This is a genomic window from Arthrobacter sp. R4 (genome assembly GCF_051365025.1).
Lineage (GTDB): Bacteria > Actinomycetota > Actinomycetes > Actinomycetales > Micrococcaceae > Arthrobacter.
Window position 1 is genome coordinate 67,818 of sequence record NZ_JBLWIJ010000003.1, and the last position, 16,026, is coordinate 83,843.

Sequence of the window (16,026 nt, forward strand, 5' to 3'; positions counted from 1 at the left end):
AAACTTTTGTTGATCCCCGGTATTTCTTAACATTCGGTCTGCCCTGCGGGGATTGTCGTCGCCCGCTTCGGACGACGTCCCATGTCACAGTTGGGTTGCTTCCCGCAAGGGGCGGGAACTTTCGGCGGCGGTGAGGCGTGGAAATTGGTAACGTGAATCATAAGGTTCAGCACCCACCCCTTACTTGGAGGACACCAGCAATGGCACTTGGCGGAAACCCGATCTTCAACGGAAAGAATTTCCGTGAAGCAACGCAGGCGCCGCCTGTCCCGCAGGCGCCTTACGGGCAGGCACCTTACGGCCAGCAGCCCTACGGCCAGCCTTATGGACAGCAGGCGTACGGCCGCGCCCCCGGTCAGGTCATGGACGGCCAGGGCGGCTACGCTGCTCAAAACATGACCAACGAGCAGCTGCAGCAGATGTACAACCAGCCGGCCGCGGGTCCCGCGGACACTGGCCGGATGACCTACGACGACGTCATCGTCAAGACGGCCGCCTGCCTCGGAGTGCTGCTGGTCGGCGCAGCGGTGACAATGTTCGTCAGCATGGGCCTCGCGAGCATGCTGATGATCGTTGGTGCCCTCGGCGGCTTCGTTCTGGCACTCGTCAACACCTTCAAGAAGCAGCCGTCACCTGCGCTGATTCTCGCGTATGCCGGTCTTGAGGGTCTCTTCCTCGGCGGTCTCACCCGCGTACTGGACACCATGTACCCGGGCGTTGGTCTCCAGGCTGTCATCGGCACCTTGTCCGTCTTCACCGTGACGCTGCTCCTGTTCAAGAGCGGCAAGGTACGGGCCACGCCCAAGGCCATGAAGTTCTTCATGATCGCCCTGGTTGGCTACGCACTGTTCTCGGTGGTTAACCTCGTCATGATGATGACCGGTCTGACGACTGAGCCCTTCGGTCTGCGCAGCGGCATCATTGGTGTCGTCATCGGCATCCTGGCCATCGGCCTGGCTGCGTTCTCCCTGGTTATGGACTTCACCAGCATCGAGGCAGGGGTCCAGAGCGGCGCTCCGCAGCGCTTCTCCTGGACGGCAGCGTTCGGCCTCACGGTCACGCTGGTCTGGCTTTACGTGGAAATCATCCGCTTGCTCGCTATCCTCCGGGGCGACGACTAGCACCCAAGCCGGCAGCCGCCGTCGTACGTTAAACCTAAAAGGAGAGGGTCCCCGCCTGGTGCATATAGCACTGGCGGGGACCCTCTCCTGTTGTGTCTCTGAGCGCCTTACGAAAGGCGCATCGCTCCGGCGGCCGGGGTGACGGTAAAGATGTCAGGAGCCTTGTGCCCGGCCTCGGAAAAGGCGCGTTCGACGGCGGCGCGCACCTGCTGCTCCACCTCTGCCGGGGTGAGGGCAATGGCGGCCCCGCCGAAACCGCCCCCGGTCATCCGGGCTCCGATAGCCCCGTTGGCGCGGGAGATGTCCACGGCCAGATCCAGTTCCGGGCAAGAGATCTCGAAATCGTCCCGCATGGAGGCGTGGCTGGCGTCGAGCAGGGCGCCGATGGAACCCGGGCCCTCGCTGGCCAGCAGCTCGACGGTCTGCAGCACCCGGTCGTTCTCGGTGACCACGTGGCGCACGCGCCGGTAGGTGACCTCGTCCAGGAGCCCGGCTGCTTCCTCAAGGTCCGCCACGTGGACGTCCCGGAGCGCTTTGACGCCCAAGACCTGAGCACCCAATTCGCAGGAGGCCCGGCGTGAGGCGTAACCGCCGTCGGCGTGGGAGTGGGAAACCTTGGTGTCGATCACCAGCATCACCAGCCCGGATTGCTCGGCTTCAAAAGGAACCAGCTGGACGCTCTGGTCGCGGCAGTCCAGGAAGACGGCGTGGCCCTTGGATCCGCGCAGGGACGCCGACTGGTCCATGATGCCCGTGGGGGCGCCCACAAAGTCGTTCTCTGCGCGCTGGGTGGCGAGGACCATCTCCTCCGGTTCCAGTCCGGCTCCCGTGATGTCGTTGAGCGCTGAGATGACTGCGCACTCGATCGCGTGCGACGAGGACAGGCCTGCGCCGAGGGGAACGTTGGAATCGAGGAGCAGGTCCAGTCCCGGAACCGCGATGCCGCGCTGCTGAAGGGCCCAGATGACACCGAGGGGATACTTCGTCCAGCCCTTGGCCGAGGCGGCTGCGATGGTGCCAAGATCGGCATTGACTACGCCCTGGTCACCGTACGTGGACAGGAGCCGGATGGCGCTGTCCGGCCGGACTGCCACGGCCACCCTGGCAGTCTTGTCGATGGCGAACGGAAGCACGAAGCCCTCGTTGTAGTCGGTGTGCTCACCGATCAGGTTGACGCGGCCCGGCGCCTGCCAGACGCCGTCGGGAAGCCTGCCGAACTCCCGCTCAAAGCGGGTGGCAAGGTCCGCGGCAGTGGGCGGCGCCTGGGTGGTCAGCGGGTCAGGGGCGGCGCTCACGCATGTGCTCCTTCAGGTAGGGCCCCCAGAGGGACGGCGGTAGTGGCTGCGGGCGTGGGGGTGGACTCCGGGACGGTAACGGCGCGGAGCCGCTCCGCCACGCTTTCGGGCGTGGTGTCGTTGATGAACGCGCCCATCGCGGCTTCGGAGCCGGCCAAGTACTTGAGTTTGTCGGCTGCCCTGCGCGGTGACGTCAACTGCAGGTGGAGGTAGCTGGCCGGCCGCAAAAGGTCGTCCAGGGGGGCTTGGTGCCAGGCGGAAATGTAGGGGGTGGGCGTGGGGTAGAGGGCGTCGAGCCGTTTGAGCAGGTCCAGGTAAACATGCGCCAGCTCATCCTTTTCCTCGCCGCTCAATGCTGCCAGGTCGGGTACCTGCCGATGCGGTACCAGATGGATTTCCAGCGGCCAGCGGGCAGCGAAAGGCACGTAGGCGCTGAAGTTCTCGCCCTCCATCACCATCCTGCTTCCGTCCTCCCGTTCAGCCCGAAGCAGCGACCCGGTGAGGGTCTGCCGGCCGTCGGACCCATCGTAGAACTTGCGTGCCGCCGCGCCCAGGACCCCGGCCCTCGGAGTGATGTATGGGTAGGCATAGATCTGTCCGTGCGGATGGTGGAGGGTGACGCCGATGTCGGCCCCCCGGTTCTCGAACGGGAAAACCTGTTTGATTCCCGCCATCCTGCTGAGCGCCTCAGTTCGGTGCGCCCAGGCCTCCACGACTGTGCGGGCCCGCTCCTCGCCCAACCCGCTGAACGACCCCGTGTGCTCAGGGGTGAAGGACACCACCTCACAGCGTCCATACGCCGGGCCGGTGGTTCCCCATTCCGGGGCGGCCGGTATGGGCCCCAGGTCCGGGCCCAGTGACGGGAAGCGGTTTTCAAACACCACCACGTCGTAGTCCGGCGCGGGGATCTCGGAGGGGTTGTTCGGTGTGGTGGGGCAGATGGGGCACTGATCTGCCGGCGGCAGGTGCGTACGCGACTGCCGGTGGGCCGCAACGGCGACCCACTCGTCCGTGAGGGCATCGAACCGTACTTCGCCTGGCTCGCCCCGCTCCGGCAGCGGCCGGTGGTCCGTGGTGGTTTCCGCCGTGCGGAGCTTCGGCGTTGCGGCGTCGTCGAAATAGATCAGCTCCCGGCCGTCGGCGAGCTTCGTACTGGTGATACCTGTCATGGGGCTTTTCCTTTGGGTACGGGTGGCTGGTACTGCCGGGGATCAGGGCTGGTAACGCTGGCCGGTTCCGCATGGCTGTTACGGCTGTTCGGAAGCCGTACTGTCCGAACCTCGGAAACGGCTTTTTGGAGGGCGGCGAGGGCTCCGGTGGATGCGGCGCGGATTCCGCTGTCGGTGACCAGGATGTGCACCGCGGACAAGGGGCAGATACCAGCGAGGCCGATGACGCCGTACTTGCTTGAGTCTGCGAGGACCACCAGCCGCGAGGACGCCCTGACCATGGCGGCATTGACCTCGGCTTCGAGGAGGTTGGGCGAAGTGATCCCAGCCTGGAGATCCAGTCCGTGCGCGCCCATAAAACAAAGATCGGCGGCAATGGTGCTGACGGCCTGAACGGTCAGCGGACCAACGAGGGCCTCTGACGGTGTCCGCTCCCCGCCCAGCACGAGGGTCCGGATGCCGCTGTCCTCTCCCGTTCCTTCCCGGGCAGCAAGCGAACCGGCCACCATAGCCGAGTTGGTGGCTACTGTGAGGTCGAAGTTCCGGGGCAGCAGCCTTGCCAGCTCAAACGTTGTGGTTCCGCCCGAAATGAGCAGCGTCATGCCGGGCCGGACCAACTTGAGTGCCTCGGCCGCGATGGCTGCCTTGGCGGGCTGTTCGAGGGCGGACTTGTTGGCGAACCCGGGTTCGAGCGCGCTGAAGCTGTCCGTTCGAGCGGCTCCTCCGTGGACCCGCAGGACCAGGCCGCCGGCATCGAGGGCGTCGATGTCGCGGCGGATGGTCATTTCCGAAACGTCGAAACGTGCGGCGAGGGTGGCCACCCGCACGGTTCCCTCGTTGTGGACCTCTTGGAGGATCAGATGCTGCCGTTGTGCTGCAAGCATCACATCCCCTTCCAACGTGGCCCGCTCAATGTCATCATCATTGTCGCATATTTAGCTCAAAAAAGAATAGTTTCAAACAAAAGATAACATGTGGCGCTGTTGGGACGGCTGGCGTCATGCAATGTACGGTGGTGCCCATGACTTCACCTTCTCTGCCGGAAACCAGCGTCCCTTCCGGCTTCCGGTCCTACGCCAGCGGGCGGCAGTACGAACTCCGGCGGGGGGATGCGCTCGCAGTTGTTACAGAGCTGGCCGCAGGCCTTCGCCTCTACAGCCGGGGCGGCGTACAACTCACCGAGACTTACGGCGATGCTGAAATTTCTCCCGGTGCGGCGGGTATCACCCTGGCGCCTTGGGCGAACAGGGTGGAGGACGGCGTCTGGTACCTCGATGGCAAGAAGCAGCAACTGGACATCACCGAAGTGTCCCGGAACAACGCCAGTCACGGACTGCTGCGGAACGCCTCCTACAGCTTGGTGGACGAGTCGCAGTTCTCCGTCACCCTCGAAGCGACCGTTTTCCCCCAGCATGGATACCCGTTCCTGCTGCGCCACCGGGTGGAGTATCTGCTGGCGGAGGACCTGGGCCTCGAGGTCCGGCAGACCCTGGTCAATGACTCCAAGGCGCCGGCACCGTTTGTCCTGGGCGCCCACCCGTACCTGCGGCTCGGCGATACGGAGCTCGACGACCTGCTACTGACAGTCTCCGCTGACACCCGGCTCGTTGCCGACAAGAGGCTGATACCGCGCAGCTCCGAACCGGTCAGCGGCGACGCGGACCTCCGCTCAGGCAGGCGTGTGGGGAGCCTGGACATCGACGTCGCACTGACGGACATAACGTTCGACGGCGGCACGGCCCGCCACACTCTGTCCGCTCCGGACGGCCGCAGCGTCAGCCTGTGGCAGGACGAGGCATGCGCCTACGTCCATGTATTCGTCACCACGGACTTTCCCGGCAGGCCGCGGGCGGTGGCCATCGAGCCGATGACGGGACCAGCCAATGCCTTCAACTCCGGGGACGGGCTCCGCTGGCTTTCGCCGGGGGACAGCTTCACCATGACGTGGGGGGTCGACGCCACCCTCAACGAAGCCGGGTAGCGGTTTCCCATAACCCCGCAGCTGGGGAAGTATTAGGCTATGACGCCAGCTGAGGACGCCAACCCAACCGACCGTTCCACCCTCCCGCAACCAAGTGGGCGTGTGGACGACACTGCAGGCCGTGCTGCCCCGCCGCTGCGGGTCCTGGCGGACCGTGAACTGGACCGCGACATCCCCTACGGTGTCCGCATAGCGGCGTCATGGGCCTGGCGTCTGGGGCTCATCCTGTTGGTGGGAGGCGCCCTGATCTGGCTCCTCAGCCGGATTAGCTTCCTTATCATTCCCGTCATGGTGGCAGCGCTGCTGGCTGGCCTGCTCAGCCCCATCGTGGGCTGGCTCAGGAATCATCGGCTGCCCAACGGCGCCGCCGTGGCGGTCACCGTGCTGGGGTTCCTCGGTCTGATTGGCGGTTCCCTGGCGCTCGTGGGACGGCAGCTTGTTGCGGGTTTCAGCGAGCTGTGGAGCGAGGCGCTGGCCGGGATACAGCAGATCCAGGGCTGGCTGGCGGAAGGGCCGCTTCACTTGTCGGCGGCCCAGATCGACCAGTACCTGCAGGAGGCAACAGCCGCGCTGCAGAACAACAGCAGCAGCATCCTGAGCGGAGCCCTTTCTTTTGGAAGTACAGCAGGGCATTTTGCCGCAGGACTTGTCCTCGCGCTGTTTGTCCTGATTTTCTTCCTCCTGGAAGGTGACCGCATCTGGGCGTTCCTGGTCCGGCTGCTGCCAAAAAAGGCCCGCGCCGCCACGTTCGGGGCAGGCCGCAAGGGCTGGGCATCCATGGTCAGCTACGCCCGCATCCAAATGTTCGTGGCTTTTGTGGACGCCGTGGGAATCGGCGTGGGTGCCGCCATCATCGGAGTCCCACTTGCGCTTCCGCTGGGCGTGCTGGTGTTCATGGGTTCCTTCATCCCCATCGTCGGCGCACTCGTCACCGGGGCGGTGGCTGTGCTTCTGGCGCTCGTGGCAAATGGTTGGGTCAACGCGCTCATCATGTTGGGGATCGTGCTGCTGGTCCAGCAGCTGGAAAGCCACATCCTGCAGCCGCTCGTGATGGGAAAGGCAGTCGCGCTGCACCCGGTGGCTGTGATCCTGGCTGTGGCGGCCGGTTCATACCTTTCCGGAATTCCCGGCGCGCTGTTTTCTGTTCCCATCCTCGCTGTAGCAAACTCGGCGATTCGCTACATCGCCGGCAGAACATGGGAACATGAACAAGTGCTGGCTACCCCCGGAGGGCCGGTGATGGTTGGCTCAGGCCAGGATGACACGATTAAGGACGTCAGACTGCCCGGCTGGAAACCCAGGGACAGCAAGGAAGCTGTGACCAGCACAAACGCACACAATCCGGAAACCCAGGCCGGCACCGCAGGCCAGGGCACCGGAGCAGAATCTGCCAAAGGAGAATAGTCCGTGAACATCCTCGAAACCCTTCCCGTGTCGCTGGACGATGTCCTGGAGGCGCAGAAGCTGCTTGAGGGGATTATTGCCCGGACACCAGTGGAATCGTCGCGGGCCCTCGGGAGCATGGTGGGCGGGGACGTCTTCTTCAAGTGCGAGAACCTGCAGCGGGCAGGATCATTCAAAGTCCGGGGCGCCTATGTCCGGATGGCCCGGCTGTCGCCAGAGGAAAAGAAGCGCGGCGTTGTTGCAGCGTCCGCCGGAAACCACGCGCAGGGTGTAGCTGTTGCCGCGAAGAGCCTCGGCATCAAGGCACGCATCTACATGCCCCTGGGCGTGGCCCTTCCCAAACTGGCAGCCACCCGCAGCCATGGCGCGGAGGTGGTCCTCCACGGCCACAACGTTGACGAGGCGCTGGCTGAAGCGCAGCGCTACGCCAACGAGTCCGGAACCGTTTTTGTCCACCCCTTTGACAACGTGGACGTGGTGGCCGGCCAAGGCACCATCGGCCTCGAGATACTCGAGCAGATCCCCAACGTCGACACCATCCTGATGGGTGTTGGCGGCGGCGGCCTCCTGGCAGGGGTTGCGGTGGCCGTCAAGGCCCGAGCACGTGAGTTGGGGCGGGAAATCCGCATCATCGGCGTCCAGGCGGAGAACGCGGCCGCCTACCCGCCTTCACTCGCCGCAGATGCACTGGTTCCCTTGAAGAAGGTATCCACCATGGCCGACGGCATCGCCGTGGGCCGCCCCGGCCAGCTGCCATTCAGCATCATCCGTGAGCTCGTGGACGATGTAGTTACCGTCAGCGAGGATTCCTTGGCCCGTGCGCTGATCTTCCTGCTGGAACGGGCCAAGCTGGTAGTGGAGCCTGCCGGTGCCGTGGGCGTTGCCGCACTCATGGACGGAAAGATTGAGAATCCCGGCACCACAGCGGTGATCCTGTCCGGCGGCAACATCGATCCGATGCTGATGCTCAAAGTCATCCAGCGTGGCCTGTCCGCCGCCGGGCGCTACATGACCGTGCGGATGATGCTGGATGACCGGCCGGGCTCCCTAGCCACTATTGCCCGGATCATTGCCGAGAACGATGCCAACGTGACTGGGCTGGACCACACAAGGGTGGGCGGTTCCATTAGCATGGGAGACGTGTCCATCACCGTGAATCTTGAAACCAAGGGACATGAGCACTGCGAGCAAGTGCTTGGTGCCCTCCGTGCTGAGGGCTTCCAGCCCATAGTGGTCCACTAGGCAGCCATGCTGGATGCGCTGGGGGACGGGCAGCCGCGGAGCCGGGAAACAACCGCCTCCCGCGCTAAAGGCGGGTTGCTGGTGGTGGGCGGGTTCGCCGTCGTCCTCTTTGTTATCGAGATCGTCAACATGCTCACCCTCCATTCATTGAACAGGACCTTTGGCCTGCGGCCACGGAGCCTGGACGGGCTCCTGGACATCTTCACTTTCCCACTGCTCCATGCGAGCCTGAACCACCTGCTCTCGAACGCCCTGCCTCTGATCATTTTCGGATTCCTGGTGTTCCTGTCCGGGCTCCGGGTGTTCCTGACGGCGCTGGCGTTCAGTTGGCTGGGTTCCGGGCTGACAGTGTGGCTCATCGGTAACGGCGGCGTGACCGTGGGCGCGTCCGGACTGGTCTTTGGACTCTTCGCGTTCCTGCTGGTGCGGGGCTTCTTCAACCACAGTTGGCGCCAAATCCTGCTGGCCGTCGTCCTGTTCATGGTCTACGGCAGCATCCTGCTCGGCGTGCTGCCCTTCGTGGCGGGATACATTTCCTGGCAGGCGCACCTGGGCGGTGCAGTGGGTGGAGTGGCCGCTGCCCTGCTAATGCGGCCCCGGCAAGGGACCTAGGCACCGATCACAGGCACAAAAGAGCCGGCCAACTGCGGGTGGCCGGCTCTTTCCTTCAAAAAACTATTACGCGGCGTAAGGCTTGGCAGAGAGGATCTCCACCGTGATGTCCTTGCCGTTAGGCGCCGTGTAGCTCAGGGTGTCGCCCTCTTTGTGGCCAACAATGGCCGCACCAAGCGGCGACTTTTCGCTGAAGACATCAATGTCGGAGTCGCCGGCGATTTCGCGGGAGCCGAGCAGGAAGGTCTCTTCGTCGCCGGCGATTTTGGCAACCACGATCATGCCGGGTTCGACGATTCCGTCGTCGGCGGGAGCTTCCCCCACATGGGCATCACGCAGCAGCGCCGTGAGCTGGCGGATGCGGGCTTCGATCTTGCCCTGTTCTTCCTTGGCTGCATGGTAGCCGCCGTTTTCCTTGAGGTCACCCTCCTGGCGGGCAGCTTCAATCTTCTGGACAATTTCTGCCCGGCCAGCGCCGGAAAGGTGGTCCAGCTCTGCCTTCAGGCGGTCAAAAGCTTCCTGTGTGAGCCAGGCTGCAGGCGCGCTGTTGGTGGTCGACACGGACTTCTCCTCTTCGGTCATACATGCAAAAGACCCCGCCACGGTGGCCACTTGTGGAACTCAGTAACCAGCTCAGCGGGGTAAAGGTATTGCTCCATTGTAGTCAATCCTCTGGACATAACCCAATACGCAAGCGGCGTAGATCACATTCTGCTAATTGCCGCCGTCCGGAATCCAGCAGCTGTCCACTACTCCGGACACGGACAGTGACTCGGTCCTTACCACGATGCGCTGGGAAATGGTCCGGCCGCCGTCGGCCGTCTGGTCAGCCTCACCGGGCGGGATGTCCACCACTTTCCAACCCACCACGGCAAACTTTGAATCCAATGCTTTGACGGCACATTTCACGGCTGTCCCCCGCTCCCGGGTGACCTGGAAATCCACTTCTGCCTGGGTGGCGTCGGTGGTGCTGTAGCCGATGTCCTTGAACGTCACGCTGGAGACGGCTGAGGACGTGGAAACCCAGGCCATGAAGCCGATTCCGCCCGCCAGCGCCCCCGCACCGATGATTCGCTTCGCCATGGGGGAGAGCCCGCGCTTTTGACGGCCATAACGATTGGCTAGGCTAGTGTCTGCTGGCGCGGAAACGGCGGGCTGATCCTGGGAAGTCACCAGTCCAGTTTAGTGCGGATCCGGGCCCCGGATTTCCGGAACCAGCCAGCCTCACTCCAGTTCAAGCGGCCAGCACAACGGCTACAGAAGATGAAGGAGCCGTCCACCCATGACAGCGTCCAGCTCCACCCCGGCCACGCTCCGCCTGCTCGCCGTCCATGCCCACCCGGATGACGAGTCCAGCAAGGGCGCTGCAACCATGGCCATGTACGCAGCCTCAGGCGTGGACGTCATGGTGGCCACGTGCACGGACGGGTCCAGGGGAGATATCCAGAACCCCGCAGTGGAAGGCGAACCCCACCCGAAAAGGGACATGGCGGGGGCGCGGCGCCTTGAGATGGAGCGCGCGGCCAAGATACTGGGCATCCGTCAACGTTGGCTGGGGTTCGTGGACTCCGGCCTCCCTGAAGGTGATCCGCTTCCGCCCCTCCCGCCTGGCTCGTTTGCCACGCAACCGTTGGAGCGCGCTGCTGCGCCACTGGTGCGGCTGGTCCGGGAATTCAAGCCCCAGGTAATCATCAGCTACGACGAAAACGGCGGTTATCCCCACCCGGACCACATTATGGCGCACAAGGTGGCTGTGGAAGCCTTCGAAGCTGCCGGTGATCCTGACCGCTACCCGGACACCGGCGAGGCCTGGGCGCCCAGCAAGCTCTACTACGACCGGGCGTTCAGCCCTGAGCGGTTCCGGGCGCTGCATTTTGCCTTGGAGGAAGCTGGCCTGCAGTCTCCCTATGCCGAACGGCTCGCCGCCTGGCTGGAAACGGACGCAGAAGGCCACACTCCACCGCCTGCAGGACATCCCACCACCACGCAGATTGACTGCGGTGACTACTTCGAGGCCCGCGACGACGCCCTCCGGGCCCACAGGACGCAGGTGGACCCGCTGGGCTTCTTCTTCGCCGTCGCCCCTGAGATGCAGCGCCGCGCCTGGCCGTGGGAAGACTACTCGCTGATCCAGTCCCGGATTCCCGCGAAGCTGCCGGAGAAGGATCTTTTCGCGGGGCTAAGATAGAGGCAGCAGGCAATTTCTATGCCGCGTAGAAGAGCGCCCCGCCGTGGCCGGATCCTCAGTCCACGGCCGGACGCCTGTCAGTTTCCATAGAAGGTTTATACCGTGCACCACTTGCTCCTGGCCCTGGCCACCACACCGTCCCCGCTGCCCACACCTTCATTGCGTGAGGGCGTGTCGGAGGACCAAATCACCCCGGGCCTGTGGGGCTTCATCATGACTGCCTTCTTTGTGCTGGCAACCACCTTGCTCATCGTGGATATGGTGCGCCGTATCCGCCGGGTCCGCTACCGGGCGCAGGTGGAGGAGGAGCGCATGGCGGCAGCAGCAGCAGCGGATGTCGACGCTGCCGATGCCCATGACGGTACGGGTACGCCGGACTATGATGCCGAAGGTGAAGGAAACGGGACGGGCGCAGCTCCCGACCGTTCCCAGCCTCGGGATTAGGGCGGGCCGTCAGCCGAGGACGGCGATAGCGATCGCCGCAAAGTGGGCGGCAAAGGCCAGCACGGTGAGGGCGTGGAACAGTTCGTGGAAGCCGAAGTGCTCATAGCTGAAGTTGGGCTTCCTGAGGGCGTAGAAGACGGCGCCGGTAATGTACAGGATGCCGCCGACGCAGATCAGGACGGCGGCCGGGACACTGGCTGCGAAGAACTCGGGCAGGTAGAACAGCGCACCGCAGCCCAGGGCGATGTAGATCGGCACGTATAACCAGCGTGGGGCATGCGTCCACAGCAGCCGGAAAAGTACACCCAGGATGGCCCCGGTCCAGATGATCCAAAGCAGCAGCACGGCCTTCGGGCGTTCCAGGAGGGACCATGCCAGCGGGGTATAGCTGCCCGCGATGACCAGCATGATGTTGGTGTGGTCCAGCCGCTTCAGGACAATCCTGACGCCGGGAGACCAGTTGCCGCGGTGGTAGACGGCGCTGATGCCGAAGAGCAGGACCCCGGTAGCTGCGTAGATTGCGGAGGCGATTTTCAGGTCCGCCGCAGGGGCGAGCAGTACGAGGACAACCCCTGCAAGGAGGGCCAGAGGCGCCGTGACGGTGTGGATCCAGCCGCGCCACTTAGGTTTGATCATGAGCAGTTCCGCCAACCGGACGGCGGCATCATCGACGGGACCCGAATTTCCCTCCGTCCCCTTGCCTGGCTGGCCGTTTGAAGTCTCGCTGTTCATTGCTCCAGAATAACCTACGCTCCAGTAAGTTACCCACGGGTAACCTTTGGCATGCCTTCTACATGAAGTCCCGGCTCCGTCCTCCCGCCTGTGGACGGTAGCCTAGGATGTGCAAGGCGTCGTACAGCAAGGGAAGTCAGGTGAGTCTCCGCGTGGAATTGCCCGGGTTCCTCTATGGCTTCTATGAGCGCAGGCTACTTAGGGACCTCGCCGGGGACCGTATCCCGAGGCATATCGGTGTGATGGTGGATGGCAACCGGCGTTGGGCGAAACAGTTCAATGCGCCCACCAGCCAGGGCCACCAGGCAGGAGCGGATAAGATTCACGAGTTCCTTGGCTGGTGCCAGGAACTCGGTGTCAAAGTAGTCACCCTTTACATGCTTTCCACCGACAACATGAGCAGGTCCAGCGAAGAACTGGACCTGCTAATGGGGATTATCGCCAACACCCTGGACCGCCTGGATGAGGACGCGAACATCTCGGTCCATGCGATGGGCGCGCCGGAACTGCTGCCTGATTACCTCGCTGAACGGCTGAACAAACTGACAGCACGGACGCCCGTGCGTGAAAAGATCCACGTTAACGTTGCAGTGGGTTATGGCGGACGCAGGGAGATCGTGGATGCCGTCCGTGAGTTGCTCCACGATGCAGTTGCGAACGGCGCGGATATCTCGAAGCTGGCCGACAGCCTGAGCGTTGATGACATTTCGCGTTTTCTGTACACCCGCGGCCAGCCCGACCCCGACCTCGTGATCAGGACCTCCGGCGAACAGCGTTTGTCCGGATTCCTGATGTGGCAGAGCGCCTACAGCGAGTTCTATTTCTGTGAAGCGCTATGGCCGGCCTTCCGAAAAGTGGACTTCCTCCGAGCACTTCGCGACTACGCAGGCAGGCAGCGGCGCTTCGGCACCTGACAGTTGCGGCAGCGGCGCCGTTCACGCGGAATTCACATGGCCGCAACAGGAATCGCCGACGGATGAAGCCGGAAATTACTGACGATGGATTTACGTTGTAACCATCAGCAGGCAAAACCGCCGGCTGATCGGGGAGGCCAGTACATGGAGCGATGTTTCGCACCGGTTGTATGGGAGGCCGAGTCCGGCCTCCAGGCCGAGCCGCCTCACCAATAACAATTCCGGGCACGCCCGGGGCTGGAGTCGATGTGGCTATTTCTGAACAACTGCCCGAGGTCGTTTTTGATCAGGGACAGAAAGCTACCTCTCGCGCCACGCGAGCAACCTCAACAACCGGTGCAGCAGACGAAAAGCCTGCGGCCGGTTTTGCTGTCTCCGGAAGGGATGCCACCATCAGCAGCTTCGTCATTGACACGTCCGTCCTGCTCTCTGACCCCCGCGCACTGCTGCGTTTCGCTGAGCACGAGGTCATTGTTCCGATCGTGGTCATCAGCGAGCTGGAGGCCAAGCGGCACGATCCCGAACTCGGCTACTTTGCCCGCAAAGCCCTGCGGCTGCTCGACGACCTCCGCGTCAAACACGGGGGCCTCAACCGGCCCATCCCGATAGGCGACGACGGCGGGACGCTCATGGTGGAAATGAACCACATTTCCGCTGAGGTGCTTCCCATGGGCTTCCGCAGTGGTGATAACGACAGCAGGATCCTGGCTGTAGCCAAGAACCTCGCCAACGAAGGCCGGAACGTCACGGTGGTCTCAAAGGACCTTCCCATGCGCGTCAAAGCCTCCGCCATGGGGCTGACCGCAGACGAGTACCGCAACGAATTGGTGAAGGACTCCGGCTGGACCGGCGTCGCGGAAGTGGAGGCCAGCGAAGAAGAAATCTCCACCCTGTACGGCCACGAACCCGTCTTCATCCCCGCGGCCGCAGAAATGCCGGTCAACACCGGGCTGGTGCTTCTCTCGAACAGGGGCTCGGCCCTGGGCCGCGTAGGCGCCGACAAACAGGTTCGGCTCGTCAAGGGAGACCGCGACGTCTTCGGGCTGCACGGACGTTCTGCGGAGCAGCGGCTGGCCATCGACATGCTGATGGATCCCGCCGTCGGGATTGTATCCATCGGTGGGCGGGCCGGAACCGGCAAGTCGGCGCTGGCCCTGTGCGCAGGCCTGGAAGCGGTCTTGGAACGACGCGAGCATCGGAAAGTCATTGTGTTCCGGCCTCTCTACGCGGTGGGCGGGCAGGAGCTCGGTTACTTGCCCGGCTCCGAGTCGGAAAAGATGAACCCGTGGGCGCAGGCCGTCTTTGACACCTTGGGCGCTTTGGTCAGCCAGGAAGTCGTGGAAGAGGTCATGGACCGGGGCATGCTGGAAGTCATGCCCCTGACCCACATCCGCGGTCGGTCCCTGCATGACGCCTTCGTGATCGTCGACGAGGCCCAGTCCCTGGAGAAGAACGTGCTCCTCACAGTGATGAGCCGCATCGGCCAGAACTCCAAGATTGTCCTCACCCACGACATCGCCCAGCGCGACAACCTGCGTGTTGGCCGGCACGACGGCATCGCTGCCGTCGTCGAAACCTTGAAAGGCCATCCGCTGTTCGGCCACATCACCCTCACCCGCTCCGAACGCTCACCGATCGCAGCCCTGGTCACAGAGCTCCTCGAAGGGGCAGAGATCTAGCCACTTACGGTAAGTGCGGGGCCGTGGTCCAGTTCATCGGGCCACGGCCCTTCTTCGGTCAGCCTTGAGTGATTTTGTTATGGTCTGCGCCGGGACCCAAGCCAATGCCTCGCAAAGTCAAAAAGGCTCACGAGACCCAATGAAAGGGCAAAAGCCAGTACTACCACCAGTATCTCTCGAACCAGATTTCTGCCAGTCCACCAGTTGTAGTTGGCGATCATCACAACGATGGTCAAGAGCGCCGCCCGTCCAATTTGCGATTTCCGTACTGTTTTGTCTGGGCGTTTCGAGTTTTCCAACATCTACCTCTTTGGGGCCAGTTGAACGATCACCCACAAAACGGCCCCGGCAAGCTCATTTTGGGCCCGGTGTGCAATGGGCTTGAGAAACGGGGGGAAAACAGAACTGATTCATTCCCCCACCAAGGCATATACCCGGCTTTGAGCGTCGGCTTGCTTGCCCTCATGCACTAATGTGATGACTTCGTTAACTACCCCGCCTCCCAATGCGCCCCGAACGCAGCGTGCCAAGACGGCAACAAAGGGAGCGAGGGCAATGGGAAGCGCACGGGGATGGATGTCCGTTCGAGCGCCTGCTGCCTGTAGGTCGACGGCGACGGCTTGACTGATGAAGGCGAACTGCATCTTCGGTTCAGCCGGAAAAAGCACTCGCGCCTGATCCGCCAGAGTCATGGTCGGATCTATCGCCCCGAGCTTTGTTTCGACAGTTTCTGGGACGATCGCGCTGCCACTGGATGTCCCATTCGACACTGCTAATCCGGGGCATACGCCGGTCAACAACAGGGCAATCGTCAATGTCCCGACAAGGGCAATTCTCAAGGTTCTCATTTCTCCGCTCCACACTATGTTGGAAGGACAGGACGAGAGGCCTCTTCTCATAGCTGCTTCAGTTACCCTGAGTCCGCTCGATTCTCGAAGCCTAGAGGGTCTCCTCAAGCCCGAGTGGTGTTGTAGGCCAAATTGAGTGGCCGGAACTAGGGAAGTTGAGTGTTGCAAATACTCAGAATGAGTGTTCATCTCAGCTACGTAAAGTGGCCTACTTCGACATCAACGGCGTCATCGAAACCCTGAAAGGCCATTTACCGTTCGGCCACATCACCCTCACCCGCTCCGAACGCTCACCGATCGCTGCCCTGGTAACAGAGCTCCTCCACGGGCCTTTTCCTCGTTCACCCAGCGACCGGAGAGGCCCTTTTGCGCCGTGTCTAGCGACGGAGAAGGGCCG

The 16,026-nt window shown here is 63.1% G+C and carries 16 protein-coding genes; 9 read left to right on the forward strand and 7 right to left on the reverse strand.

Annotation, left to right across the window (positions count from 1 at the left end):
• Nucleotides 1–200 precede the first annotated feature (200 nt).
• Complete coding sequence (locus ACLKOZ_RS02385) at nucleotides 201–1,121, forward strand: Bax inhibitor-1/YccA family protein (RefSeq protein ID WP_337346651.1); 921 nt, start codon at nucleotides 201–203, stop codon at nucleotides 1,119–1,121.
• Between the two features lie 107 nt (nucleotides 1,122–1,228).
• On the opposite strand, the gene galK is transcribed toward ACLKOZ_RS02385, so the two are convergent.
• The 3 genes from galK to ACLKOZ_RS02400 are packed head-to-tail and all read right to left on the reverse strand — an operon-like array spanning nucleotide 1,229 to nucleotide 4,469.
• Nucleotides 1,229–2,416 carry a galactokinase gene (gene galK, locus ACLKOZ_RS02390; RefSeq protein WP_436472520.1) on the reverse strand — a complete coding sequence of 396 codons (1,188 nt, stop codon included), beginning with the start codon at nucleotides 2,414–2,416 and terminating at the stop codon, nucleotides 1,229–1,231.
• Nucleotides 2,413–3,585 (reverse strand): galactose-1-phosphate uridylyltransferase, encoded by a 1,173-nt coding sequence (gene galT / locus ACLKOZ_RS02395; protein WP_436472521.1) that lies wholly within the window; start codon nucleotides 3,583–3,585, stop codon nucleotides 2,413–2,415. The genes galK and galT overlap by 4 nt, the downstream gene beginning before the upstream one ends.
• On the reverse strand, nucleotides 3,582–4,469 hold the full coding sequence (locus ACLKOZ_RS02400) for a DeoR/GlpR family DNA-binding transcription regulator (RefSeq protein WP_436472522.1): 888 nt from the start codon (nucleotides 4,467–4,469) through the stop codon (nucleotides 3,582–3,584). Before ACLKOZ_RS02400 ends, galT begins: the two co-directional genes overlap by 4 nt.
• A 137-nt stretch (nucleotides 4,470–4,606) precedes the next feature.
• Here ACLKOZ_RS02400 and ACLKOZ_RS02405 point away from each other — a divergent pair, with 137 nt between their 5' ends.
• From ACLKOZ_RS02405 to ACLKOZ_RS02420, 4 genes are read left to right on the forward strand one after another with little or no spacing between them, the layout of a single operon-like run.
• Complete coding sequence (locus ACLKOZ_RS02405; RefSeq protein ID WP_436472523.1) at nucleotides 4,607–5,566, forward strand: aldose 1-epimerase family protein; 960 nt, start codon at nucleotides 4,607–4,609, stop codon at nucleotides 5,564–5,566.
• A gap of 39 nt (nucleotides 5,567–5,605) precedes the next feature.
• The gene (locus tag ACLKOZ_RS02410; protein WP_436472524.1) at nucleotides 5,606–6,970 is read left to right on the forward strand and encodes an AI-2E family transporter; all 1,365 of its coding nucleotides are present in this window, start codon (nucleotides 5,606–5,608) and stop codon (nucleotides 6,968–6,970) included.
• A gap of 3 nt (nucleotides 6,971–6,973) precedes the next feature.
• Nucleotides 6,974–8,212, forward strand: coding sequence for a threonine ammonia-lyase (gene ilvA / locus ACLKOZ_RS02415; protein ID WP_337346645.1), 1,239 nt, complete (start codon nucleotides 6,974–6,976; stop codon nucleotides 8,210–8,212).
• A gap of 6 nt (nucleotides 8,213–8,218) precedes the next feature.
• A complete protein-coding gene (locus tag ACLKOZ_RS02420; RefSeq protein ID WP_436472525.1) occupies nucleotides 8,219–8,824 on the forward strand; it encodes a rhomboid family intramembrane serine protease in 606 nt (201 codons plus the stop codon).
• 66 nt (nucleotides 8,825–8,890) lie between these two features.
• Here ACLKOZ_RS02420 and greA read toward each other — a convergent pair whose 3' ends face one another.
• Together greA and ACLKOZ_RS02430 are read right to left on the reverse strand one after the other, a co-directional pair.
• Entirely contained in the window at nucleotides 8,891–9,385 is a 495-nt protein-coding gene (gene greA, locus ACLKOZ_RS02425; RefSeq protein ID WP_066290572.1) for a transcription elongation factor GreA, read from the reverse strand.
• Between the two features lie 153 nt (nucleotides 9,386–9,538).
• The gene (locus ACLKOZ_RS02430; protein ID WP_436472526.1) at nucleotides 9,539–9,997 is read right to left on the reverse strand and encodes a DUF4307 domain-containing protein; all 459 of its coding nucleotides are present in this window, start codon (nucleotides 9,995–9,997) and stop codon (nucleotides 9,539–9,541) included.
• Between the two features lie 109 nt (nucleotides 9,998–10,106).
• On the opposite strand from ACLKOZ_RS02430, the gene mca reads away from it, so the two are divergent.
• Together mca and ACLKOZ_RS02440 are read left to right on the forward strand one after the other, a co-directional pair.
• Nucleotides 10,107–11,012 carry a mycothiol conjugate amidase Mca gene (mca, locus tag ACLKOZ_RS02435; protein ID WP_436472527.1) on the forward strand — a complete coding sequence of 302 codons (906 nt, stop codon included), beginning with the start codon at nucleotides 10,107–10,109 and terminating at the stop codon, nucleotides 11,010–11,012.
• A 102-nt stretch (nucleotides 11,013–11,114) separates the two neighbouring features.
• Nucleotides 11,115–11,456, forward strand: a complete 342-nt coding sequence (locus tag ACLKOZ_RS02440; protein ID WP_436472529.1) for a hypothetical protein — start codon at nucleotides 11,115–11,117, stop codon at nucleotides 11,454–11,456.
• Nucleotides 11,457–11,465: 9 nt separating this feature from the next.
• On the opposite strand, the gene trhA is transcribed toward ACLKOZ_RS02440, so the two are convergent.
• Complete coding sequence (gene trhA / locus ACLKOZ_RS02445) at nucleotides 11,466–12,188, reverse strand: PAQR family membrane homeostasis protein TrhA (protein WP_436472531.1); 723 nt, start codon at nucleotides 12,186–12,188, stop codon at nucleotides 11,466–11,468.
• A gap of 152 nt (nucleotides 12,189–12,340) precedes the next feature.
• Between trhA and ACLKOZ_RS02450 the strand changes: the two genes are divergently transcribed.
• Nucleotides 12,341–13,102 (forward strand): isoprenyl transferase, encoded by a 762-nt coding sequence (locus ACLKOZ_RS02450; protein ID WP_337346749.1) that lies wholly within the window; start codon nucleotides 12,341–12,343, stop codon nucleotides 13,100–13,102.
• A 248-nt stretch (nucleotides 13,103–13,350) separates the two neighbouring features.
• A complete protein-coding gene (locus tag ACLKOZ_RS02455) occupies nucleotides 13,351–14,781 on the forward strand; it encodes a PhoH family protein (protein WP_436472533.1) in 1,431 nt (476 codons plus the stop codon).
• Nucleotides 14,782–15,191: 410 nt separating this feature from the next.
• Here ACLKOZ_RS02455 and ACLKOZ_RS02460 read toward each other — a convergent pair whose 3' ends face one another.
• Nucleotides 15,192–15,629 (reverse strand): hypothetical protein, encoded by a 438-nt coding sequence (locus ACLKOZ_RS02460; RefSeq protein ID WP_436472535.1) that lies wholly within the window; start codon nucleotides 15,627–15,629, stop codon nucleotides 15,192–15,194.
• Nucleotides 15,630–16,026 lie beyond the last annotated feature (397 nt).